Source organism: Paenibacillus sp. Leaf72, from assembly GCF_001422685.1.
Taxonomy (GTDB): Bacteria; Bacillota; Bacilli; order Paenibacillales; family Paenibacillaceae; genus Pristimantibacillus.
The window spans coordinates 259,694-284,536 of the sequence record NZ_LMLV01000034.1; the positions used below are offsets into that span (position 1 = coordinate 259,694).

General features: G+C 50.1%; 12 protein-coding genes and 3 pseudogenes. 3 read left to right on the forward strand and 12 right to left on the reverse strand.

Annotated elements, in window-relative coordinates; genetic code table 11:
• Positions 1 to 9: 9 nt before the first annotated feature.
• From ASF12_RS34830 to ASF12_RS30490, 7 genes and pseudogenes are all read right to left on the reverse strand, one after another.
• Positions 10 to 522, reverse strand: a 513-nt coding sequence (locus ASF12_RS34830; RefSeq protein ID WP_235533324.1) for a polymorphic toxin-type HINT domain-containing protein, incomplete at its 5' end; no start/stop codon positions are given.
• A gap of 1 nt (position 523) precedes the next feature.
• Positions 524 to 751, reverse strand: a pseudogene (locus ASF12_RS36720) (polymorphic toxin-type HINT domain-containing protein); the annotation flags it as partial.
• 4 nt (positions 752 to 755) lie between these two features.
• A pseudogene (locus tag ASF12_RS36725) lies at positions 756 to 1,315 on the reverse strand (polymorphic toxin-type HINT domain-containing protein); the annotation flags it as partial.
• Positions 1,301 to 9,370 (reverse strand): annotated as a pseudogene (locus ASF12_RS36415) (RHS repeat-associated core domain-containing protein); the annotation flags it as partial. The pseudogenes ASF12_RS36415 and ASF12_RS36725, both read right to left, overlap by 15 nt.
• Positions 9,370 to 11,124 (reverse strand): carbohydrate binding domain-containing protein, encoded by a 1,755-nt coding sequence (locus ASF12_RS30480; protein WP_056042673.1) that lies wholly within the window; start codon positions 11,122 to 11,124, stop codon positions 9,370 to 9,372. The gene ASF12_RS30480 and the pseudogene ASF12_RS36415, both read right to left, overlap by 1 nt.
• Before the next feature lie 258 nt (positions 11,125 to 11,382).
• The gene (locus ASF12_RS30485) at positions 11,383 to 12,894 is read right to left on the reverse strand and encodes a sugar ABC transporter ATP-binding protein (RefSeq protein WP_155973595.1); all 1,512 of its coding nucleotides are present in this window, start codon (positions 12,892 to 12,894) and stop codon (positions 11,383 to 11,385) included.
• A gap of 22 nt (positions 12,895 to 12,916) precedes the next feature.
• Positions 12,917 to 13,687, reverse strand: a complete 771-nt coding sequence (locus tag ASF12_RS30490) for a DeoR/GlpR family DNA-binding transcription regulator (protein ID WP_056042675.1) — start codon at positions 13,685 to 13,687, stop codon at positions 12,917 to 12,919.
• Between the two features lie 176 nt (positions 13,688 to 13,863).
• Here ASF12_RS30490 and ASF12_RS30495 point away from each other — a divergent pair, with 176 nt between their 5' ends.
• Positions 13,864 to 15,591, forward strand: coding sequence for a methyl-accepting chemotaxis protein (locus tag ASF12_RS30495; protein WP_056042677.1), 1,728 nt, complete (start codon positions 13,864 to 13,866; stop codon positions 15,589 to 15,591).
• A 177-nt stretch (positions 15,592 to 15,768) separates the two neighbouring features.
• The gene (locus tag ASF12_RS30500; RefSeq protein WP_056042679.1) at positions 15,769 to 16,977 is read left to right on the forward strand and encodes a ParB/RepB/Spo0J family partition protein; all 1,209 of its coding nucleotides are present in this window, start codon (positions 15,769 to 15,771) and stop codon (positions 16,975 to 16,977) included.
• Between the two features lie 165 nt (positions 16,978 to 17,142).
• On the opposite strand, the gene ASF12_RS30505 is transcribed toward ASF12_RS30500, so the two are convergent.
• The 3 genes from ASF12_RS30505 to ASF12_RS30515 all read right to left on the reverse strand — a co-directional run bounded on the left by ASF12_RS30505 (position 17,143) and on the right by ASF12_RS30515 (position 21,310).
• Positions 17,143 to 18,762: an ABC-F family ATP-binding cassette domain-containing protein gene (locus ASF12_RS30505; RefSeq protein WP_056042681.1), complete on the reverse strand. Its 1,620-nt coding sequence runs from the start codon at positions 18,760 to 18,762 to the stop codon at positions 17,143 to 17,145.
• A gap of 223 nt (positions 18,763 to 18,985) precedes the next feature.
• Positions 18,986 to 20,056: a Gfo/Idh/MocA family protein gene (locus ASF12_RS30510; protein WP_056042682.1), complete on the reverse strand. Its 1,071-nt coding sequence runs from the start codon at positions 20,054 to 20,056 to the stop codon at positions 18,986 to 18,988.
• A 138-nt stretch (positions 20,057 to 20,194) separates the two neighbouring features.
• Positions 20,195 to 21,310 (reverse strand): MBL fold metallo-hydrolase, encoded by a 1,116-nt coding sequence (locus ASF12_RS30515; protein WP_056042686.1) that lies wholly within the window; start codon positions 21,308 to 21,310, stop codon positions 20,195 to 20,197.
• A 172-nt stretch (positions 21,311 to 21,482) separates the two neighbouring features.
• Here ASF12_RS30515 and ASF12_RS30520 point away from each other — a divergent pair, with 172 nt between their 5' ends.
• Positions 21,483 to 22,625 (forward strand): virulence factor, encoded by a 1,143-nt coding sequence (locus ASF12_RS30520; RefSeq protein WP_056042688.1) that lies wholly within the window; start codon positions 21,483 to 21,485, stop codon positions 22,623 to 22,625.
• A 195-nt stretch (positions 22,626 to 22,820) separates the two neighbouring features.
• Here ASF12_RS30520 and ASF12_RS30525 read toward each other — a convergent pair whose 3' ends face one another.
• The gene (locus tag ASF12_RS30525) at positions 22,821 to 23,963 is read right to left on the reverse strand and encodes a transglutaminase domain-containing protein (RefSeq protein WP_056042690.1); all 1,143 of its coding nucleotides are present in this window, start codon (positions 23,961 to 23,963) and stop codon (positions 22,821 to 22,823) included.
• Between the two features lie 239 nt (positions 23,964 to 24,202).
• Positions 24,203 to 24,835, reverse strand: coding sequence for a bifunctional 4-hydroxy-2-oxoglutarate aldolase/2-dehydro-3-deoxy-phosphogluconate aldolase (locus ASF12_RS30530; RefSeq protein WP_056042692.1), 633 nt, complete (start codon positions 24,833 to 24,835; stop codon positions 24,203 to 24,205).
• Between the last annotated feature and the right edge of the window lie 8 nt (positions 24,836 to 24,843).

Below are 24,843 nucleotides of genomic sequence, written 5' to 3' on the forward strand. Positions count from 1 at the left end.
ACCTGCTTTCTATTCTTTGTTTCTAGGGACATATGGAAAATGAGAACTACTTTTCGGATTATCCACATTTTCAAAGACTCTGTGACTTCCTGTCGGCGTGTCAGGTGTACTAATATTCCCATCAAATTCTTTATAATATTTCGTTATTCTATTTGAATTTGGATTGTTCGGATTAGGCCAATTTGAATAAGCCTTGTCTGGATTGATCATGGTATCTGTTCTCAATGCATTCACATCAACATCCTGACCGTATTGAGATTTATTCTTTGTAGAAGGTCTGCTAGGGTCATACATGTGTTTTTTCGCGTGTTCATTTACGAAATTATTAGGATCACTACCCCCACCAGATTTTGTAGGTACAGGATTACCATTAATCGAACAGTTATGAACCCAAATCCCCAGATTCGACACAAAATAAGAATTAAAGTCCTCAACCTCAAAGTTATAAACCGTTGCTTCGCGCGACTCTTTTTCAATCTTGTCTATTGCCAGTTTAGAACCGTCACTCGAAACAAGCAAGTCNAAAGTCCTCAACCTCAAAGTTATAAACCGTTGCTTCGCGCGACTCTTTTTCAATCTTGTCTATTGCCAGTTTAGAACCGTCACTCGAAACAAGCAAGTCACCGACTTTCAGGTCTTTAACAAACGTCCAACCCTTGCCATCAAGCCAGAATGGATGCTCGCCTGTGACCTCGATGATTTCATCCCCGATGTGGACATAATAGATTTCGTCAGCCTGTTTCTGGAACAGCCCNTTGCCATCAAGCCAGAATGGATGCTCGCCTGTGACCTCGATGATTTCATCCCCGATGTGGACATAATAGATTTCGTCAGCCTGTTTCTGGAACAGCCCTACAACCTCTTTATAGGCCACTTCTCCGGTCTCGTCATCCTTTGAGAGAACCTTATCCCCTACCTCGATTTCCTCGATCGGTTTCTCCCCTTCGTCGGTGAGAACCTTGGTTCCTGCTGTAAAGCAGTTACATTCGTAGACAAGTTTTTTCGTCGTTTTAACCGTATCTTCACCAAAAATATTCTTCAGCTTCGAACCCGCCCAAATGACACCCTTGGTACCATATTTACCAGCATGCTTCAGACCCGGAATCGGAATAATGCTCAGTGTTGCCCCAATTCCCTCTCCCCAACGGTCTCCCGCCGAGAGATGTTCACCAGTAATATAGTTATTACCTGTAAATGCCTGCTGGAAGCCTTTTACCGTGCCTACCCATGGCACGAGATCAGCAAGGAAGCTTCCGCCTTGCAGCCATGCAGAGTCTCCATCACGGCTTAAGCCAAATGGATCGACATAGGATATTGGGTTGCCATTCACATACGCGTAACGGTTCAGCGTTTGTGAATCGCTAATCGAGCCTGTCAGTACATCCCGGTTGATAAAACGTTTGATTTCTGGATTATAATAACGCGCACGCATATGGTACAAGCCGTTTGCGTCTGTAGCAACGCCATCCCGTCCATTATACTGGAACGGCTGCTCTGTCGTTCCCATATGACGGATTTGTTCACCATACGGTCCGTATTCATACGTATCGGTGATCACGCCGTTGTCATCCGTCAGAGCGACTGTGCTTCCACGACGGTCATAATGATACGTGGCATAACTGCCATCCGCTGCCTCGCGGCCAATCAATCCGAGACCGTACACATAATACGCCGTCGGATTACCTTGTCCATCTGTCTCCATCAGCACTTGCGATAATACCGCCTGCGGATTTACGACATAACGAGTCGTTACCCCGTTTACAGTGACGGAGGTGCGTACGTTTTCGCTATTGTAGCCATAGCTGATGCCGCCTGCTTCCATTAGTCGGTTGCGCGAATCGTAGCTGTAGCTTTGCATGCTGCCACCGCCAGCAAGCGGACCGGTGATCATGTTGCCATCCTGATCATACACGACTGGATTACCGTTATAGGTCGCCAGACGATTGTCCGCTGTGTAGGTCATTTCCGTGTTGCTCATGCCAGGCGGAAGCTGCATCTCTGCTGAATCTGGCTGCAAGCCAGCAGCATCTCCTGGTACGTATACACTGCCCGACACATTGCCGTATACGTTCTCGCCTACACTTAATCCGTTCAAGTATACACTGTCGGTGACGGTTGGACCGCCATTTTCGCTGATGACATTGCCAACCGCATCATAGCCATACGTATACGAAAGAATTATGCTGCTATCCAAGCCAATGTCGTTGATCGTCAGCAATTGCCCCTTCGCATCATACGTTCTGGTTTCCGTTGTGCCATTAGGTCGAAGCGTTGATGCAAGACGGCCATTGGCATCATAGCTGTAAGCTGTTACACGGCCATTCCAATCGGTTACGCTCGTCATACGCCCCGCACGGTCATACGTGTAGGTAACGGTTTTGTTATCTGGATAGGTGAGCAGCGTCATATTGCCTGCTGCGTCATAGCTGTATTTGATGACATTGCCGAATTCATCGGTATATTGCACGACGCGGTCCAGCTCATCAAATACACGCGTTAAGGCTTTGCCTTGCCCATCCGTTACCGCGGTTATATTGCCGTTCGCATCATACGTATAGCTGACTTCACCAGCTTGATCAACGAACTTGCTAAGTCTTGACGCTGCGTCATAGTTATAGGACGTCGTCAGTCCGCGACCATTCGTCTCCACATCCGGCAAGCCTAAAGCATTATACGTGTAAGTCGATGTTTCGCCAGCTGCATTCGTTTCGCCAATTAATCTTCCTGCCAAATCATACGTATACGTTGCCGCATTCTGATTCGGATCGGAGTAACCGATAACTTGGCTTAATGAGTCGTAGCTGCGGCTTGCTTCGCCTTTAAGCGCATCGCTTACGGTCGTCAAACGACTAAGATCGTCATAAGCGAACGTAGTAGAACGATTCATCGGATCAATCGTTTCAACGAGGCGATTGAGTTCATCGTACACATAAGTTTGCGAATGATTCAGCGCATCCTTAATCGTGACCGGATTACCCTTCGCATCATAGACAACCTCGTAGACTTTGGTATTGTCCGCATTATAGGCTTCTACAAGACGATAGAGGGAATCATACACATAACGAACGCTTTCCCCTTCTGCATTCGTCTGAGTCAGCACATTGCCGACTGCATCATAGACAATTGTCACACTGTCGCCAAGCGGATTGACGGCCTCAATCAAACGGCCCTCAGCATCATAAATGAGCTGCGAAGCTTGATTCCGTGCATTTACAACCTGTGTCAAATTGCCATTGTTGTCATAGGTGTAATGTGTCGTGTTGCCACGCGCATCAACCTCTGACGCAAGGAAGCCTTGCTTGTCATAAGCATACGAGTACGCATGTCCCAGCGCATCCGTATCGCTTAGCAGCTGATCATCTGCATTGTACACGAGCTGGCTTGTATTTCCTGCCGCATCGGTTACGCTTGCCATTCTTCCGGCTGCGTCATAACCATACGTCGTAACCTCGCCCGCCGCATTGTTCATGCTGACCAGTCGGCCTCCACTATACGTATAGGAGGTTTGCGCACCTTTTGGATCAGTAGCCGACAATAACATGCCAGCTGCATCATACGCATAGGTAGTCACTTGTCCATCTGTATCCGTTACGGATATCAAACGGTTCTTATTGTCGTACGTATACGTAATCGTATTGCCATCAGGCCCTGTTGCGCTGAGCAAATTGTCCTCATTGTCATAGGTCATATTGACCTGCGCACCCGTATAATCGGTTGAACGAATCAGATTGCGCCTGTCATCATAGACATAGCTGATCGTCTGATTTAGCGGATTAGTCGCGGTTAGGCGATTGCCCTGCACATCATACGTAAAGGACATTTTATTCCCTAAGCTGTCTTCCGTTTGAAGCAGTTGGTACTGCGCATCATGTGTTAACTTCTGCACATCGCCATTACGATTGGTAATCGTCGTAACTAACTGCTTGTCCTTCTCCTCATAGCTGAACGTAGTTGGAGCATGCCCAGCAACTGCATCCTGCTGCTTGATGACGCGACCTTCATGATCATACGTATTCTCGAACAGCTGGACGCCCTCACTCGATGCGCTGACAATCCGATTGCTGCTGTCGTAGCTGTAAGTCGTGGCATTTCCAGCTGCATCAGTTATTTCGCTCAAGCGACCGGCTGCATCATAAGAAAATTGGACGGAACGCGCTGCCGGATCAACTACCTTAGCCACTCGGCCTGTCGCATCATAGCTGAGTGTCAAAGCCGCTCCTGTCAATGGATCACTGATGGTCGATAAAGCACCATTCGCGGCATAACCAAATGCCAGCTTCAGCCCGCTTTTCTCCTCGATTTCAGTCAAGCGCCCTGCAGCTGTGAAACGATAGAATGTACCGTCATTGCGTTCAAGCACATAAGTACCATCCGAATTTTTCGTCAAATGATCCAATCTGGTTGCTTTATCGACTGACGAATAAGTACCGTCCGCTGCTCTATTAAATACATTCGAACGGAAGGCATTCCAGTAAATCGTTACGTTGTTCACGCCAGCCTCAAGCTTCATCTCGAAGTTATGGCTCCAGCCGACTCCCAGATCACCAGTACCCGTTAACAACGAATGATATTGGGCCTGAAAAGGAATCGGAACCGCGCCATGTGCCGTAAGCAAGGTGCGATTAATAATTTGCGCTCCCGTTGCCGTATCGATCGGGTCCGCATGGAACGTCTGTGGATCATAATCCGACGGGTCCAGCGTCTTCACTTTGTCCGCTGCACCGATGCCGGATATCGGTGTGCTATCCACTCCAGGGAAGCTCAGATCAATGGCGCCAAATGGTGCAAATACGATATATTCCGCGCCGCTTGTATTCGTAAGCAGCAGCGTTGCTCCCGCGTTTACATTTAGCGGACTTTGTCCTGGCTGCTCACTGCCCGAACCGCTACGATACGTAAAGGAGCCGCCGGCTTTTAGCGTTTGAGTTGACGAGGTCAGATTTTTAGCCTGAGCCGTTTGATCAGCTTTCAGCGTTTCCTGCTCAAGTGCCGGATCAGTACGATCTACATAGCTGAAAGACTCATACGGTCCCCAAATACTTAACGATTGACTAAGAGGACTCGTTACAATCATCTTTTCAGCTAGAACAAGCTCGTGCGTTGCTGCTGTATCACGAGAAGCGTAACCAAGCACTGTTCCCGTGCTATTATACGATGCCCAGTCCATTGTGCCACTGCTCGTAAAGGACCAAACCTTCGGGCTGGTATTCGTCAGCTCGACCGTATTTTTGAACGAAACCGGAACAATTCGCAGGGCTGGCTCATCCTGCTCCGTTACAAGGAAAGCAAGCGCGCCACCCGTAACAACGGTTCCAGTACCAATCCGGCTCGTGATGACTAGCTTATGACCTGCCGGTACGCTTATAGCTGTATTAGTTGCTTCTCTTAAATAGCGTACAGGAGCTCCCGCGCTATCATACAAAGCGTAATCATATTTGCCGCTAAGGTTGATCGTAGACGCGCCGCCCGATTGATTTTTCACCGCCAGCGTTTCGCCTATTGCCAAAGCTTTTACAAACTCATTGGCATTGCCGCCGTCGGTTACATTAATCGCATCGGTTGGCGCCATAACCGTTATAGGAGCGATATCCGCGTTGGTAATCAGCATCCGCTCGGTTGAATCAATCACACGCGGGTTCACCAAGCTGCCGTTGCCGAAACGCTGCATATTTCCCCATAAATCATAAATCTGATAGTCATATTTCCCAATGATCCGCAGATTGAAAGAATCAGGTGAAATATTGCGCAGCGAATAGGAAGCCCCTGGATCAAGCGACTTAATCGTCACGGCCCGAATCATTCTCGGGGTAATGTCGAAAGCATCATAAGCACCGCTAACGGTGACCGTATGCGTAACAGATGGGGTCAGCACAAACTTCGCATCAACCGCAATAATCTGCTCCTTCTGCGTTGCCCCAGCCCCATAGCTGTTAACGGAGCCATCTGCTGCGTATTCTGCATTATCATATGTGCCATCTAAATACAGGCTCATTCTTTTATTCGTTTTTTGCTTAATTTCCAGCGTCCCATCTCCGGAGAGCGTACGGACAAAAGAAACCGGATTTGCCCGATTGCTAAGCTGGAACAAATCATATGCCCCATAAGCAACCATATTGCTAGTGCCGCTATTCATAATGGCTGCTTTTTCGCCTACAGTGACAGCCTGTCCAATAGAAGCGTTCCGCTCGCGATAGTAGCTTTTAATCTCGCCTGCTGCATCGTACAGCGCCAAATCATAGACGCCTGTCATTTTCACATTGCCATCCTTCGTACCGGTGTAAGCAGCCTCAAAGCTGCTGCCCGGCTGAAGCGTACGCTCGAATAAAGCAGGGTTCGTACGATTCGTCAATTGGAAAGCGTCATAAGCGCCTTCAACCGTAATGGCTTGGGAATTCGCATTCGTTAGCGCGATGCGGTTTCCTGACGAAATAATCTCAAGCGCCGCCGTTTGATCCCGTCCGAGTTCCCTGACATCCTGATCCGCAGCAAACTCAACGAAATCATATAGTCCGCTCGGATAGACCTCATAAGGAGTCAGCTCCTTGTTTGTCGCTTCAAAGCTTTCGCCTGGAGCGAGCGTACGCTGAAACGTTACGGGATTCGTACGGGCATTGTTGTCAAAAACATCATAAGCACCGTAAACGACGATGGACTGAACATCCGTGTTCATCACCGCAATTCGCTGCCCCGTATTTACCAATCTATTTTTAATGATGTTTTGCTGCCTTGCATAGGTTTTTAAACCATTTTGATCAAAAAGCGAATAATCATATTTGCCCGTCATATAGACAGAGGCATCATCCACACCTTTAAAAACAGCCTCCATGCTTTGACGAGGTGCAAGGGTTCGTTCAAAAAGCGCAGGATTCGCCCGGCCTGTCAATGCGAATACATCATATGGCCCTTCAATAGCCATAGAAGAAGCCTGTGCATTCGTAACCGCCAAACGATTGAGCCCAGACACATTTTTGACCGTTGTACCATGCTCACGCTCGACATCGGTTACATCATTGGCAGTATCATATTGCGCCAGATCATAAAGTCCTGTCGAATAAACCGGGAACAGCTTGCCCGTCTGATTTCGCAGCTCCATGCTCTCATTCGCCGTCAATACCCTGCTGAACGTAACCGGATTAGCACGGCTCGTAATCGCAAACAGCTCATAAGGGCCATAAACCTCCATCGCCGTTGTACCGGTATTCATAACGGAGACATGTTTACCTGCATCCACATCGCGGTAAGCGATCGTGCGCCCGCGTGCATAGCTGTCTGGATTGCCGGCGGCATCATAATCCATAACATCGTGCTTGCCTGTCAGATCCACTCGATCATTATAAGTGGACGTATTTTTCGCCTGGGCACTTTGCCCAACTGCAAGCTCCTTCACAGCCAAGGCTGGATTCGTACTCGCTTGAACAAGCGTCACATCATTAGGCGCAAGAATTTGCAGCACGGAGCTACCGCTGCCTGTCAGCGTTATCCGTTCCGAGTTATAAAGAATTTGTCCGAGGGAGGTTTCCTTGCGCTTTGATGAGCGCGGCTCTCCTGTCGTTTTATAACTGGCCTGATCGTACGTTCCTGACATATTTAAATGGAACAGCGTCGGGCTTATATTGGTCAGGCGCATGCTCTGCCCATTGGCCAAAAAGCCCTTGTAAAGCGCAGGAGCTGATCGGTCCGTTAAGCGAAAAGCATCATAAGGGCCCGATAAAACAATTGGCGCCGTACCGCTGTTGGAGATGATGATTCGCTCCGTATCATCTACAATATGGCTGTCAGCCGTCTGCGGATTGCCGAATTCGCTCACTTCATTTCCCGTATCATAGGTGACATAATGATGCTGATTATTCAAGCTGACCGTAAATGATTTAAGCGAGATATTATCAGCCTGAACGGTTTCCCCTGCCACCAGTGTCTTATTAAAGCTTACGGGGCTCAAGCGCGATACGAACCTAAACGCATCATAAGGCGCAATAATTTCCGCTGCCCCGCTGCCGACATTCGTAAAAGCGGCGCGTTCTCCCGCACTGATGCTGAAGCTGCCTAAAGAACGATTTGCATAGTAATTATTAATATTCCCTAAGCTGTCGTACATCGCATAATCGTACAGGCCATTCATCGTAAACGATCCGTTGCCTGACAAGCGATTCGTCGCTTCATAGCTTTGTCCTACTGCTATTGAACCAATAAAAAGGGCTGGATCTGTACGGCCCGTGAAGCTGAATCCGTCTGGAGGCCCGACGACTTCGGCTGTACCTCCATCTGTCTTGGTAATGACGATGCTGCCGCCAGCAGGAATTGTCTTCGTCCCTGCCGTTGTCGTTATTTTCCGTCCATAATCGGCAACACTGCCGTTTGCGCTATATTGTGCAAAATCATATGCCCCTTTTAAATTCAGGACATAGCTTTCGGATGATGTGTTTTTGACTAGAACACTTTGACCACTGGTCAGCGTCTGCGTATAAAGCGCAGGGTAAGCGCGCGCTTTAGTTGGAATCGCATCATAGGGACCCTCGATTACGAGCGGTACGTCCGAATAGTTGCTCACAATTATTTTCCGCCCAGCAGTCAACATATCTGATGTATAGCCTGTATGTCCATAGGAGTCGAGAACGCCTGCGGCATCGTAAATCGCATAATCATAATTTTTATGGCTGAAATACATCGTGAACGTATAAGGGGTTACATTTAGAGCTTCCAAATGCTGACCCTGCTGCAGCGTTTTCACAAACACCGCTGGATTAGTACGGCTAGCGAACGAGAACACCTCATAAGGCGCAAGCACCTCATAGCTGACGGTTCCTGTATTTGTAATCGCTATACCTTCCCTTGCTGGAATCGGCATCGTTCCACCAGCATGAGTGCGGTCATAGGTGTTGGGAATATCATTGGCATTGTAATCGGCATGGCTGTTTTTGCCGCCTACGTCAATGCTTTCCGATGAGGTGATGAGATTGGTTGCCTTCATGCTCTGCCCTGGAAACAGCAAATATTTTTTCAAGGCAGGTGTAGAGGTATAGCTTGCACCAAGCTCTCTTGTTACCGTCTTCAGCACAACTCCGCTGGCTGACGTATTCGTAATAACGAGCCGCTGCCCGCCTACGATGCTAAGCGACTTTTTGCCTGTTCCCTGGCCAAAGTTGACAACTGACCCATTGGCTGCATAACGGGCATAATCATAAGACGTGCCTTCAGCGGTTACCGCTGTAGTGGATGCAGCAAAACTAGAGGTTACAACCGCTGAAGAATAACCTGGAACGGTATAGTTAAGCGGAGCTGCATAAGTGACATTTGGCTTCACGAGGAAACCCATCGTAAAAGCTAAAGCAAGGCAGGCTAAGGTCAGCCACTGTATCGTTTTGCGAATCATTATGGTTGCCTCCGGCTGATTGTGAAGTCATCTACATAAAATCCAACGGTTGCATCAGAGCTTTCGACATACAGAGAAAGCTCCGATGCATCTCCGCTATAGCTGTAGGGCCCTTCAAGAATCGCCCATTCCCCAGCCTTTACGACATTTACACTGACGTTATCGTAGTAATCGGCACCTTCTGCTGTCTTTCTGTGAATCGTCATCAGCAGATTGGCTGGTGCAGAATCGTCTAGCAAACGAAAAGCCGCTCTCACCGTGTAGGACTGGTCCGCTTGCAAGGCGTTCGTCAAATTCAATAGCGGCCCTTGCCACTCTGCCGTGCGATTGGTTACCTTAAGACTGCGTTGTCCACTGCTGGCTGCCTCATCCGAATTGCTTAATACGACTCCTTCTCCGAGCGCATTCCAGCCTTGCAAGCTGCCATCTTCAAAATCATGACTGATAACAGGAGGAGCAGCTTCATGCTTCTTCACCTGAAACTCATCCAAATAGAAGCTGGCCGTGGCGTTCGCGCTTTCCATATAAACGGTTAAATGGGTTACCTCCCCGGTAAAGGTATAAACCCCTTTGAAGAAAGCCCAGCCATCTGCCGTCACATGGCTCGCACTAATATTTTCATAATAATCCGTACCATCCGCGGCTTTGCGATTCATCGTTAATAAAATATCAGAGGAGGGCGTTCCTTCCGAAAGCTTAATTTTGCCGCTAATATCGTAAGTGGCTCCTTTCTTCATAAAGGAGGTCAAATTCAGAATAGGGCCTTGCCAGGAAGCTGTTCTTCCCGAAATTTTGAGGCTGCGGCTTCCGGCACTTGCTGCCTCCTGGGAATTGGCTGCCACAACACCATCACCCTGCGCGCTCCAGCCTTGCGTCGTCCCATCTTCAAAATCATGCAATAGCGTTTCAGTAGAAGGGGCAGGAGCAACATAAACATCAATGCTCACATCATCCAAATAAAAGACAGCTGTATCGCTTGTGCTTTCCAAGTAAAGAGATAGATTAGACGCCTCTTGGCTAGTCATATAAACGCCCTCTAATACAGCCCAGCCATCAGCGGTAACCGTTTGGGTATTCAAATGGTCATAAAAGCTGCTTCCATCAGCCAATGTCCGCCTAATCGTCATCATGATTTGTGTCGATTCTTCCCCTTGAGCAAGACGTACAGCTGCTTTAATGCGGTAGCTTTTTCCTTTCTCTATCCATTGGGTTGCATCAAGAATCGGGCCCTGCCACGCCGCTGTGCGGTTGGTGACTTTCAGACTGTGCTTCCCGCTTCTCGCGATCTCCTGAGAATTAACGAGTTGAACACCGTCGCCTTGCGAGGTCCAGCCCTGGGTGGTGCCATCTTCAAAATGGTGGACTACGCCTGTTCCACTTACCGGAGGAGCTACTGGGGGAACTACATCCGCTTTCGTATATTTGGAAGAAAGCATATTTCCATTTTTGTCATAAACATATTCCACACGATCGCCATTGTCATAATCTACAGCTACCAGGCGATTAAGCTCATCGTACGTGTACGTAGCCGCAAAAGCGGCTGAACTAAGCAAACCAAACATAATCAATGTAAACAAACTAATTTTGCCCCACAAGGTGAAACGGCTGCCGCTGTCCTCTGGCGGTGCAGCGCGTTTCATTCCAAGAAATATAGAGAAAGGATGAAAATCATCTACTTTCCTATATTTAGAAAAATACGTAAAACCTTTTAATAATCGACTTCGCCTCCTGCTTTCTCTTGCTGCATCCTGCATGTCATCCATCCTTTTTTGTCATTTATTAGGTCCCAACTTTACTATACAGACATTTCCAATCCTTTTCATTGAGGGATTTTGTCGAATATAGCTTTAAGATGTCGAATCGCGTGAACAAATTTTGATTTAACGACATTTTTCTCCTTTTTATTTTCCTTTTCAAGGTTTTAAAACAAAAAAATAGAACGATTTGTTAACCGTCTATGAAGACAGTTAAACAAGTCGTTCTATTGTTATAGCCACGCTATAAAATATCGGTTACCCCTCGCGCGCTGCCTCTCCACCGGAAGCATAATACAGAATACGCTCAAGCGTCGCTTCCTCTCTTAACATCGTATGGCGGATGGACCCGCCGTGCATGACGGCAATTCTATCGGACATGCCGAGCATTTCCGGGATATCGGAGGACAGCATAATGATCGATTTGCCGGACAGCACCAGCTCGTTCATAATGTTGTAAATGTCGATTTTGGAGACGACGTCGATGCCTGCCGTTGGCTCTTCAATAATGAAAATACGGGCATTGCTGAACAGCCACTTAGCTAAAATGACCTTCTTCTGTTTGCCGCCGCTGAGGTGCATCGGCAGCTCCGTCTCTTCGCCGGTAATTTCCAGGCGATCCATCAAATCTCTCGCATAAGCAGCTTCCTGTCCGCTGCGTATAAATCCGGCTCGCGACACGCGCGGGAGATTCGTCAGCGTAATATTTTCAGCAATCGGCGCATTTAAGATCAGCCCTTCCTCTGAATGGAGGCCCGTCACATAGCAAATGCCATTTGCCTTCGCCTTATGCGGCGTCATCTCCTTAAAGATACGCCCATTCAAATGAATCGCACCTTCATAAGGACCCTCTATGCCAAAAAGCACCTTCGCGAGCGTTCGCCTCCCCGCGCCGCCAAGCCCGGCAATCGCCAAAATCTCGCCCCTGCGCAAGCTCAAATTGACATGGTTCAGCCTTCCCGCCACGCAAAGCCCTTCCGTTCTCAGCAGCTCGCCGCCGAGCTGTACCTTCAGCTTCGGATAGCGGTTATGCAGCTCCTTGCCCGCCATCGCTTCCATTATTTCCGGCATGCTGGCCGCATCGTTCATGCGCCAGGTCCGAATGACCGCACCATCACGCAGCAGCGTAGCCTGATCGGCAATTTGCTGGAGATCCTCCATGCGGTGGGAAATGTAGATAATGGCCACACCCAGCTTTTTCACATGACGAATAGCCTTGAACAGGCGCTCGCATTCCTGATTGTTCAGCGCGGCCGTCGGCTCATCCATAATAATGATCCGGGCCTGCTGGGACAGCGCCCTGATCAGCTCGACGAAACGTTGATCGCCGATGGACAGCGTATTTACGCGAGCCCGGGAATCGACCGCCATATTAAATTGCTGCAAGTAGCTTGCGGCCTGCTCATGCAGCCGCTCCCAGTCGATCAGCTTCGGCCATAACAGCGGCTTCAAGGGCTCGCGGCGCATAAAAATATTTTCCGCAATGCTCAAATCCTGAAACAGCCGCAGCTCCTGATGAATCGCTGCAATGCCAAGCTCCTGCGCCTCATTCGGGCTGCCAATGCTGACAAGCTCCCCACCAATCGCAATCTCTCCAGAGTCTGGCGGAAACAGTCCGGCTAATATTTTCATCAGCGTCGATTTGCCCGCCCCATTTTCCCCGATAATCGCATGAACCTGGCCGCTTTCAATCGTCAAATGGATGCCATCCAGCACACTCATTTCATTAAAGCGCTTTCTAATATTTCGCAGCGTCAATAATTCGCTCAACTTCGTTCTCTCCCCCGCAGGACTACTCCAGCTCAAACGTCGTATACAGCTTGATTGCATGTTCAAAATAATATTTTTTATATTCGGCCGGCAGCTGTTTGTTTGTGATTACTTTGCCCGCCATCGTCAGCTCTCCCAGCTTCGCAAAGCCCGGCGCATCAAATTTCGTATAATCCGCTGCTATAATGATTTCACTCGCCATGCGCTGCACGCTCTGAATCATCATCGCTTCCTCATAGCTGTCTACCGTATAACCCGCCTGAAAATGAGCTCCCTTCACGCCAATAAACGCCTTCGTCACATAAATGCCGCTCAGCGTCTGCAGCGCAAAACCGCCTATGAGCGTAGAGGTGCCTGCAATTAAATCGCCGCCTGTCAGCATAACCTTCACACCTTGCGTATCTTTAAGTGCTAACGCGACTAGCAAATCATTGGTGACGACCGTCACTTTCTTCTCCTTCAAATGCCTGGCAATTTCCAAACAAGTTGTACCCGTCCCGATAAAAATCGCTTCGCCGTTCTCAATATGCCGCGAGGCAATTTGCCCAATAAGCCGCTTCTCGCCCTGCAGCTTGTCTTCTACTGCCAGTGTCGGCATGCCCGGCTGATCTTCCTCATTCAGCACGGCACCGCCATATATTTTCACCAAAAAACCTTGCTGCTCCAGCTTGTCGAGATCCCGGCGAATCGTTACCTCGGTTACCGAGAAACGTTCGCTCAGCTCCACAACGTCAACACGCTTGTCTTTTAATAAAATTTGTTTGATTTTTTTGATTCTCTCTATCGCAAACATAAGGTATGCTCCACTTTCTATGAATGATTCTTATGGTGCGATTATAGCATATTTCTGTTTGTTTGTGATTGGCCCTCTGCCCGCCCTAATAACGCCTTCTATTTTTGCCGATACATATAGGTAGTAAAACTTACGAACTATTGCTGCAAAAGATGCCAGGGAGGCTGCTTTCATTGATGAATAGCTTGTTTATGCGTATTTTTTTGTTTTTCTCGATTATTTTGCTTATTATTGGCTCGGTGCTTGGTGTTACGCTCTATCGTGCTTCCGCTCATTTAGTAGAAAACTCGATGGGAATGCAAGCGCAATCCGTAGCGGAGCGGGCAGCCAGCCTTGTTGATACGCAGCAATATGATAAGCTCAGCGAAGGCATGGAGCAAACTGATTATTACAATGAGCTTCGTGCCCAGCTTAACGATATGCGTGAAGCGAACGGCTTAAAATATTTATACACGCTCGGCATGCGCGAAGAGGACGGACAGCCGGTCTACTTCTACGTCGTTGATGGCGCCCCTCAGGACGTAGCAGAGGATGATTTTTCCCCCTTCGGTTCGGTTGAAGAGACTCCCTATGCTGGCATGATTACAACCTTTCAAGAAATGAAGCCGAGCATTGGCGAGCTGACTCAAGATGATTATGGGTCTACTTTATCTGCTTATGTGCCGATTATGTCTGCCGATGGCAAGCTGCTTGGCCTCGTCGGCGCTGATCTTGATGCGACTAAGGTGTTCGAGCTAATGGAACAAAACCGCAACACGATGATATGGATGGCACTGGCGATTTTTGTGCTCAGTCTGCTGCTCGTTTATTTGCTCGCCCGTTATTTGACAGGGCCGCTCGTCCAGCTTAAAAAGCTGATTGCCCGTGTCGGCAGCGGCGACTTAACGGTCGCCATTGACCTGAACCGCAAGGATGAGGTTGGACAGCTGGCCGCTGCTTTCAAGACGTTTGTAGAAGATACGCGCATGGTCATTAGCGGCATTCGCAGCAGCTCAGACCGGCTGCTTACAGCTGCCGAAGCCGTTTCTTCCCATTCCCTTGCGACGAAGGAAGCAGGCGTTACGATTACAGACAGCATTCAGCAAACGTCGGAAGGCGCTGCCGCTCAGGTTGTACGTGCTGGGGAAGTCACGCATGCGATGGAAGCGATAACTTCAAGCATGCAGCACATTGCCCATTCCGCTGCCATCGTCTCATCCGTTTCGGAAGCGACGACAAGCAGCGCTAAAAATGGCGAAGAAGCGATTTCCGCTGTCATTGAGCGGATGGACACCATTCATGCCGCCACTTCCAAAATGACCGAAACGTCTGCCCAGCTTGAGCAGCATTCCGGTAAAATTGTCGAGATTATTGCGATTATGAAAGGCATTGCCGCACAAACCAATTTGCTTGCCCTTAATGCTGGAATCGAGGCTGCCCGTGCAGGCGAGGAAGGGCGCGGCTTCGCCGTCGTTGCCTCCGAGGTGAGGAAGCTTGCTACACAATCACAGGAATCCTCCGAGCATGTGGCAACGCTCATCTCTGAAATTGTCCGCCATACCTCCGAGCTGTCCAGGCAGATGGAAACGAGCAATACGGAAGTAGTCGCAGGATTAAGCGTTGTACAGGAGGCCGGAGCATCGTTCTCCTCCATCCATTCCGGCATTGGTACGATTAATGAGCGCCTGCACGAAGTATCTGCCGCATCCGAACAGCTGTCCGCCGGATCGCAGGAGGTTGCGGCCTCCATCGAGGATATGGAGAGCATCTCCCGCGGGTCGGCCTCCCGTTTTGAACAGGTTGCTGATGCTTCCGGGCTGCAGCTGGCCTCGATGAATGAGATCAGCTCATCAGCGGAATCGCTGCGTCAGCTCTCTGAGGAGCTAAACGCACTCATTAGCCGTTTTAAAACGGAACAAGCGTAAATAAACGTTTCCTTCCTTTGTATGCGGCGCCCGTTTCGCAGTGAAATAGAAGCATAAAATCCCGTCATTTCTAGGGCCTTCATTTCCCCGAAGGCCCTCCTTGTTATATAATGAAGGTTGGCCCATTAGCCCTGCCATGCTGGCATGGAAGCCTGGTTTATAGATAGGAGAGTAGATATGGACATTATACAAATGGATATTAATCTGATTGATGAAGATACGGACCAGCCCCGTTACCAATTCGACGAGCAGTCGCTGCAGGAGCTCATAACCAGCATCTCGGAGCTTGGCTTGCTGTCGCCGATTAAAGTCAGAAAAACGGATAACGGACGCTACAAAATCATATATGGCAACCGCAGATATAAAGCTTGCATCGCGCTTGGGAAGCCGACGATTCCTTGCATCGTCTCGACGATGACCAATGAAATGGATATTTATTTGGAGCAAATTGCCGAAAATTTGACGCGCGAGGGCTTCTCGCCGATTGAAGAGGCGGAGGCGTTTCACAAGCTGCTGAACAATGAGAAATTCAGCAGCTCGGTGAAATTTCTGGCGAGCAAGCTCAGCAAGCCGGAATCGTATATAAAAAATAAATGCGAGCTGCTCAAATTCAGCAGCGCGGTCAAGAAGCGGATCGTCAGCGGCACAGCAATCCGCAAGGATATGCTGACGGAAGATCAGCTGCTTCCGCTTAAAGATTTGCCGATGGAGCTGCGCGACCCGCTCGCGCTTATTTTTGCGCGTGACGAAATGCCAGTCAGCGATGTCAAGAAAATCGCCAAGCTATTCAAAGATCCAGACATTTCCGCTAGCACGAAGGAGAAGCTGCTGTTCAAGAACGGCCCCGCGCTGCTCGAAACGTGGTCCATCCGCCAGAACAACAAAGCTGAACGGGCTAAGCCCGCCCAGCCAGCAGAGCCGAAAAAGAAAGCTGCCCCCTCGCAAGCGGAGCAGCAATCTGGGCAGCAGCCTATGCAGCAGCTTGTACAAGGGCAAGAACAGCAGCAGGTCGGCGTATTGGACAATCTGCCTAATCAAACAGCTTTGCTTGCTGCTGATGCGGCTTCTGCAGATATCGCAGCTGTTTCGGTTTCGACCGCGCAGCCACCAGCTGCTAATGGGTCTGCAGCAACTGCTCCTGCTCCTGTTACAGGCGTAGTGACAGGAGCTACTGCCGAAGCAGAAGCGGATGTCGATGGCATGCCTCCTGTGCTGGCCCAGCTTCAGCAATTAATGATGACGCTGGAGGCTGCGGGCGCGCCGCCACTGGCGAAAGCGCTTGAAAGCATGGAAACGGAAGCCAGAGACACTTTTCTACAGGACGTCGACAAGCTAATTGTCCATTTGCAGCATCAGCTGATGGAATGGAACCAGCTTAAAGAATAGCCTACCTAATACCAAGCTTTATACGTTCTTTAAGAGTTTACTATTGCTATTGCTAGTGCTACTACAATTGCTATAAACCCGCTGCATCAAACACAAAAAAGGCTGCCCTATCGTCCATACAGACGAGTTGCAGCCTTTCTCTATTGCAAGCTGAATCCAGCTCTATTATTCTGCGTACATTTTTTCCCGAAGCGCTTTAACCTCTTCGCTTTCAAGGTACTCATCATACGTCATCATGCGATCTATCAGTCCGTTAGGCGTAATTTCCATAATGCGGTTGGCAATCGTTTGAACGAACTGATGGTCATGCGAAGTGAACAGAACCGTGCAATCCGTATCGATTAAGCCGTTATTGAGCGCTGTAATGGATTCGAGATCCAAGTGATTCGTCGGCTCATCCATCAGGAATACGTTGGAGCCGCTGAGCATGATTTTGGATAGCATACAGCGGACCTTTTCTCCACCGGACAATACGCTTGCTTTCTTAATCGCATCGTCGCCAGAGAACAGCATGCGTCCAAGGAAGCCGCGAATGAAGGTCTCATCCGGATCTTTGGAATACTGGCGCAGCCACTCGACCAAGTTCAGATCAACACCGTCGAAGTACGACGAGTTGTCTTTCGGGAAATAGCCTTGCGTTGTTGTAACGCCCCACTGGTAAGTACCAGCATCCGCTTCAACCTCGCCCATCAAAACTTGGAACAATAGCGTCTTCGGCTGTTCGTTCGGGCCAACAAAAGCGATTTTATCGCCTTTATTAACGGCAATCGTCAGGTTATCCAGCACCTTCACGCCTTCTACAGACTTCGTCAAGCCTTCTACGAGCAGCAGCGATTTGCCTGCTTCGCGTTCGCCCTTGAAGTTGATAAACGGATATTTCCGGTTCGAAGGACGAATGTCATCGAGGGAAATTTTATCAAGCAGCTTCTTACGGGAAGTTGCCTGCTTGGATTTCGATTTGTTCGCGCTGAAACGCTGAATGAACGCTTGCAGCTCTTTAATTTTGTCTTCCTTCTTCTTGTTCTCGCCGCGCATCAAGGAAAGCGCCAGCTGGCTGGACTCATACCAGAAGTCGTAGTTGCCGACATACATCTGGATTTTACCAAAATCGATATCGGCGATATGCGTACATACCGTGTTCAGGAAGTGACGGTCATGGCTGACCACGACGACAGTTCCTTCATATTTTGCAAGGAAATCTTCTAACCAGCGGATCGACTCAATGTCCAAGTGGTTGGTAGGCTCATCGAGCAGCAAAATGTTCGGTTCGCCGAACAATGCTTGCGCGAGCAATACACGTACCTTCTCGTTACCGCTCAGCTCCGACATCGACTTGTCATGCAGATCTGGCGTGATGCCAAGGCCGTTCAGCATTTCTGCCGCTTGCGACTCGGCTTCCCAGCCGTTCATGTCGGCGAATTCAGCTTCCAGCTCGCCTGCGCGCATGCCGTCTTCATCGGTAAAATCAGCTTTCGCATACAGCGCATCTTTCTCTTTCATTACATCATAAAGCTTCTTGTGGCCCATCATAACCGTTTCAATAACAGCAAACTCGTCATATTCAAAATGGTTCTGTCTCAGTACAGCAAGACGCTCGCCCGGTGTAATATGAACCTCACCGCTTGATTGCTCTACTTCTCCGGACAATATTTTCAAAAACGTCGATTTACCTGCGCCGTTCGCGCCAATAAGGCCGTAGCAGTTGCCCGGCGTAAACTTAATGCTAACATCTTCAAAAAGCGCCCGCTTCCCAAATCGAAGCGTTATGCCAGTAGTACTAATCATGGTTCCAATCCCGTCCTTCACATTCATTCTCATTATCTTGCATTATTATAGCACAGTATGCCCGCAAACGAACCTCGAATTGTCAATTCGCTGCATTTTTGCGCGCGAACAGGCCCCGGTGAAGCTGCCGTTTCAAACGGCGACCTTCGGGACCGTGCTCCTTATGTGCCCTGCGCCTGCAAGGCCGCATACGGCCTTCTGCGCTGCTAACCCTGCTCCAAGCTTAGTCCCAGTGCAGCTTCACTTCATTGCCGGTACGGGAAGATTCGTAGATCGCATCCAATATCCGGCTGTTCGTATATCCACTTAGCGCCGAAGCAATCGGCTGCTTGCCTTCGTTAATGCAGTCGATGAAATGCCTGCTCAGCAGCACGCGGTCCTCTTCTCCATCAAATGGCGCGATTTCTGATTCCACTACTTTATCATCCTCATGGGTAACGAAGCAGCCGTTCGTGCCAACAAGCGCCGCTCCGCCTTCCGTACCCATCAGATGGATAAATGGCTCCTCGCTTAGCGAAGCCGAATGTGCAGCCCAGCTTACGTCCAGCGACAAGGTCGCGCCATTTTCAAACTTGATCAGCGCTGTCGCCAAATCCTCAACATCATAATAGCCGTCCCAATTCGGCGTACCCCAAGTGCCGATGCCGCGGCGCTTCGGGCCAAACTCGGCATACGTCGAGCCATATACCGATACCGGACGCGGGTTTCCCATCAAATATAGCGACAAATCAAGCATATGCACGCCAATATCGATAAGCGGGCCGCCACCTGCCTGATCCTTGCGGGTAAACCATGAACCCCAGCCTGGAATGCCTTTTTTGCGGAACCAACCGGTTTTTACATTGTAGATGGAGCCGAGATCGCCATTTTCCACACGCGCTTTAATGGCACGGTTAATGCCGAGCCAGCGCATTTGATGCGCCATCATAAGTACTTTGCCAGCAGCCTGCGACGCTTCATAAATGGTGCGGGCCGCCTCGGAATCAATTGCCATCGGCTTCTCAAGCAGCACATGCTTGCCCTGCTTCAATGCCTCAATGGCTAAAGGCGCGTGAAATTGGTTCGGAACGCCGATAATGACTGCATCGAGCTCCGGATCTTCCAAGAGCGCCTGAGGGCTTTCGTGAATCGTCGCGATGCCAAATTCCGCTGCGCGCTGCTCAGCAAGCGGCAAATATACATCCGTTACTGCCGTTACAATTGCGGCTTCGGCCCCAACCTTCTGAAACGTTTCCATATGCACTTTGCCGATAGCCCCGGCCCCAATAATCCCAATACGAATCGGTTGACTCATTACGTGCTCCTCCTAATAACGATGCGCTGTTATTTATTATTGTCGTTCATTGTCTATTTGCCTGCTTACTAAGTATACGCTTGAAACGGGCAGGAAGTCATTTCACAGTTTTGGCTTTCTCTTGTCCGCGTTTGGCATTTATTGTCCTGCAAGCCGCCAAGATTCCCCATGAGGCAGCACGACTATCCGCTCTTCCTCAATACAGCGGCTTTCCCGGCAAGCTTCTAGGCGGTCCAGCGCTTCGCGCGGCGTATCATCAGCCAGCTTGAAGGCACCATAATGCATCGGCACAAAATACTTCGCCTTCACATCCTCGAACGCCTGCAGCGATTCCTCCGGCGTCACATGCTGCGGCCCCATGAACCATTCCGGCTCATAGGCGCCTATCGGCATGAGCGCAACATCGATATGGAATTTGCGCCCAATGTCCTTAAAGCCGGGAAAATATCCGCTGTCACCTGCAAAATAGACGGTGGGCGCAATTCCCGTTACAGGACGGGCAGCATGTCCCGGCCCGTGGGAATGGCCCAGGCAATCTGCTGCTTTGACTGCTTCCGATGCCGCTGCTGCTGGCTGCTCACGCTCCGCCACACTGCTACTTCCGCCCATGCCGTGCAGATGCACTTGCGCGTGCGAGTGGTCGCCGCTTCCGCTTGGCAGCGTTGCATATGGCTCCATCACCCAGCCGCCCCAATGCGAGCTGTTCGTATCCCACGGATTGCGCCTCGTCCAGTGCTGAGACGGCACGAACGTGAATTTTACGCCATGAATATGGACCGATTCCCACCAATGCAGCTCCTTAATGCGGCGAAAACCCTTGAGCTTAAGCTTGCCTGCAAGTCCCGCAGGGACGAGAATTTGCTTCACGCCTCCCAGCTTGCGGAGCGAGTTAATGTTCAAATGGTCATAGTGCGAATGCGAAATGAGCACGACGTCAACCGGGGGCACATCGCTGATGGGAATGCCCGGGGGCGCAAGCCTTTTTTCAAAAGCCATATTCCCTGACCAGACCGGGTCCGTCACAATGTTGAGCCCCGCCATCTGGATTAGAAAAGTCGAATGTCCGACCCATGTGACGGAAGGATGCTTGCGATTGTGGTGCAAATATTGCAGATCCGGCTCTACATTCGGCACGGTATATGAATAATCTTTGATTTTCATCTTGTTTGATCGTTCTGAGCGCCATCTTTGAAACTGTTTAAAGGAGTTATGCTGTTCAACCTGCTGCTGATTCTCAAATCTTCTGGGTTTCATCCTGGCTTCCTCCTACGCGTTACGAAAATAGAGTATAGCTTTAAGATACCAACTAAGAGTGATCGAAGCAACTTTCCTGACACTTCTAATGCACCTTGTATTCGCATCCTCCTGCAAATTCATGTAAACTAAACCCATAACCTTTGAATTGTATGAACGGAGGATGATAAATGTGAAGCTTTTATCCATTGAACCGACGCCCAGCCCGAACTCCATGAAACTGAATATGGATGAATCGCTGCCGCGCGGCGTAAGACAAACTTTTTCGAAAAAAGAAGCAGAAAGCGCACCGGAGCCACTGAAAAGCCTCCTTGCTATAGAAGGGGTGCGCAGCATTTTCCGCACCGCTGATTTTATTGCCCTGGACCGCGTATCGAGTGCGGATTGGGCGTTCATTCTCGCCGAAGCAAGAACGCTGCTGCACGGCGACGACAGCGGAGCTGGGCAAGCAGCCTTGACCGAGAACAGCTACGGCGAGGCGCATGTGCTCGTACAGATGTATCGGGGCATTCCGATGCAGGTACGAGTGAAAAATGGCGAGCGCGAAGCCCGCTCCGCGCTGCCCGAGCAGTTCACGAACGCCGTCAGCGAGGCGGCCGGCTCCTCGATGATCCGCGAACGCAAGCTGGAGGAGTTCGGCATCCGCTATGGCGAGCTTGAAGAAATCGCCGCCGATGTCGTCCGCGAGCTGGAAGCCGCCTATACGGCGGAGCGGCTAGTAGAGCTAATCGCCGCCGCCAAGGCGCAAGGCGCAGCGGACGGCGATGCCGCACCCGCTCCGGCACGGCCGGCTCCGCTAACCGCGGGCGAAATTGCCGAGCGGCTGGAATCGCCGGACTGGCGCATTCGTTATGCCGCGCTTGACCGCCTGACGCCCGAGCCTGCGCTGCTGCCGCTGCTTGCCAAGGCGCTGACCGACGACACGGTGTCGATCAGACGGCTCGCCGTTGTCTATTTGGGCGACCTTCGCACAGATGAGGCGATGCCTTATTTATTCCAGGCGCTTCGCGACAAATCGGTATCGGTTCGCAGAACAGCTGGGGATACCCTTTCCGATTGGGGCGATCCTGCCGCTACTGCGCCGATGATCGAATCGCTCAGCGACACGAACAAGCTTGTGCGCTGGCGGGCCGCCCGTTTCCTGTATGAAGTTGGCGACGAATCGGCTATTCCTGCCCTGCGCATTGCAGCACAGGACAGCGAGTTCGAGATTCAGCTGCAAGCGCAAATCGCCTTGGAGCGCATCGAGCGTGGCGAGGAAGCGGCAGGCTCCGTCTGGCAGCAAATGACGGCCGCCCGCCAGCAGGGCAAATAAAGCTCGAGCTGCATATGCTTTGCGCTCTTACTTAAAGATTACCTTTTCTTTTGCCGCTATAAACAAAAGACCTCCTGGCTCACCTTCAGTAAGTTGAAGGGAGACAGGAGGTTTTTTTGCTATTTGAATCGCTTTGCTATTGGGATCATTTTTTCACTGTGAAGCTTATGCTTAACTGTGCGGCTCGTACAATATTCAATAGGTCAGCTGCAATTTCACCAGCTGCGAGCCATCATGCAAATAGGGCTCATAGCGCGCTGAATAGCCAATCGGCACTTGCAGCGCAGCTACGGCGCTTTTGAGATCAGCAGAAAACGTATCGCCTTTCAAATAGCGAAACTCCAGGCTGGTCGCTCCGCGCTTTACGCCAGCGCGGATTTTTTCGGTCAGCGCCGCGCGATCAGCGACGATGTTTTCCGGCTTCAGCCACTGAAAGCCAAGCTGCTGCCCAAGCTTTTTGTAAGAAGCTGCGGCGGAGCCGCCTTTCTTCTCAAGCTTGTCTAGCTCTGCGGAATACGAAGTAGTCGCGGCTGGATAGCTTTTTTTCCATTGATGGTCATGACGCATTTCCTTGTCCGTTTTTAAATAATAGCTGTACTGGATCGTATCGGCTGGCGCTGCGGGATCGGTCGCTACCGGATCATCCCATGTCACATCGAGATGGTACCAATGCCCATCCAGCTTCACCATATTCCACGCATGATCGCCCGTATCAACTGTACCCTCGGCAATTTTCGTCGTAATGCCCGCTTCACTCAGCATTTTGTAGGCAAGCAGCGCATAGCCCTGGCATACCGCGCTTCCAGTCGTAATCGCTTCATAAGCGGTATAATTGCTCAGCGACTGGTCATATCTCAGCTTGCCCGCAATCCAGTCATGAATAGCCTTCACCTTCAAATGGTCATTCATGCCTGAGGTTATAAGCTTCTTAAGCTGCTGCGCGACTACGCGGTCAACCTCGGCCGTCTGCTCCTTCGATTCCCGGTAGCTCGCCTCCATCTTGATCGTTGAACGAGTACCGAGACTGCGCGTCGTATACACATACGACTCCAAAATATACGCCGTATAATCATCCTTCGCCATCGCGCGGTCAATAATAGATTTAAGCTCCGCCGACAGCTTGCTGCTATCCCCGTTATATTGAAGCGTAAAATGCTCTTCTCTATTTTTAAAATGTGCGGCCAATTCCTGCTCCAATTGACTGATCGTTCCGCTGCCTTGGCCCTGCTGCTCCGATGCTGCAAATACAGGCAGCCACTCCGGCTTCATTGTAAAATAAAGCGTGCCTAACACCGCCACCGCAATAACTGCCGGTTTCCAAATGGAAAAACGCATCATACTCACCCACCTTTTTTGTAACCGATTTCCTTCTTGTAATAAAACTGTAATATATCGCTCAGGTTATATTCATCTTATCCAATTATACTAGCTTTATGACCCCCCTTTATTATATATTCTCTCTTGCAGCCTGCGGCCTTGTTGCCGCAGGCCCTTTTGTTTATTCATTACCCCCATTGGATGATAGAAAACTCATAATATACAATTGCTAGTTTGGGGTAACGATGGATGAGCCCGAATTACAGCTTGCTCACCGCATCAACGAACTGCCGCGCCCGCTCCGTAACAAGTTCAAGCTTGCCTTCGCGTACCCATTCAAGGTTAACGAGCTTGCTGCCCAGACCGACGGCATTTGCGCCAGCGCCGAAATATTCGCCGAGGTTATGCAAATCCGCTCCGCCTGTCGCCATAATCGGAATATGGTCCAGCGGGCCGCGAATTTCAGCCAAATATTTTGTGCCCAGCGTTCCCATCGGGAACAGCTTGACCGCTTCCGCTCCAGCCTTCCAAGCTTTGACGATTTCGGTAGGGGTCATGACGCCAGGCCACACAGATACGCCATGCTCCGCGCCGTAAGCAATAACCTCCTCGTCGAGATTCGGCGAAATAATAAACTGTGCCCCTGCCGCTAATGCCTCCTGCGCCATCTTAAGGTCCAGCACCGTACCTGCGCCGACAATAGCCTGACCGTCAAACTTGTTTCGCCAGCGATGGATCATCGTTGTAGCGCCTTGCGTATTCAGCGTAATTTCCATTAGGCGGATTCCGCCGTCTATTAATGCTTGTCCTGCCGCATCAGCATGGCGATCCTCAATTCCTCTAAGAATTGCAACGATTTTGTGCTCAAGCAGTTGCTTCAACGTTTCGCTCATTCCAAAGC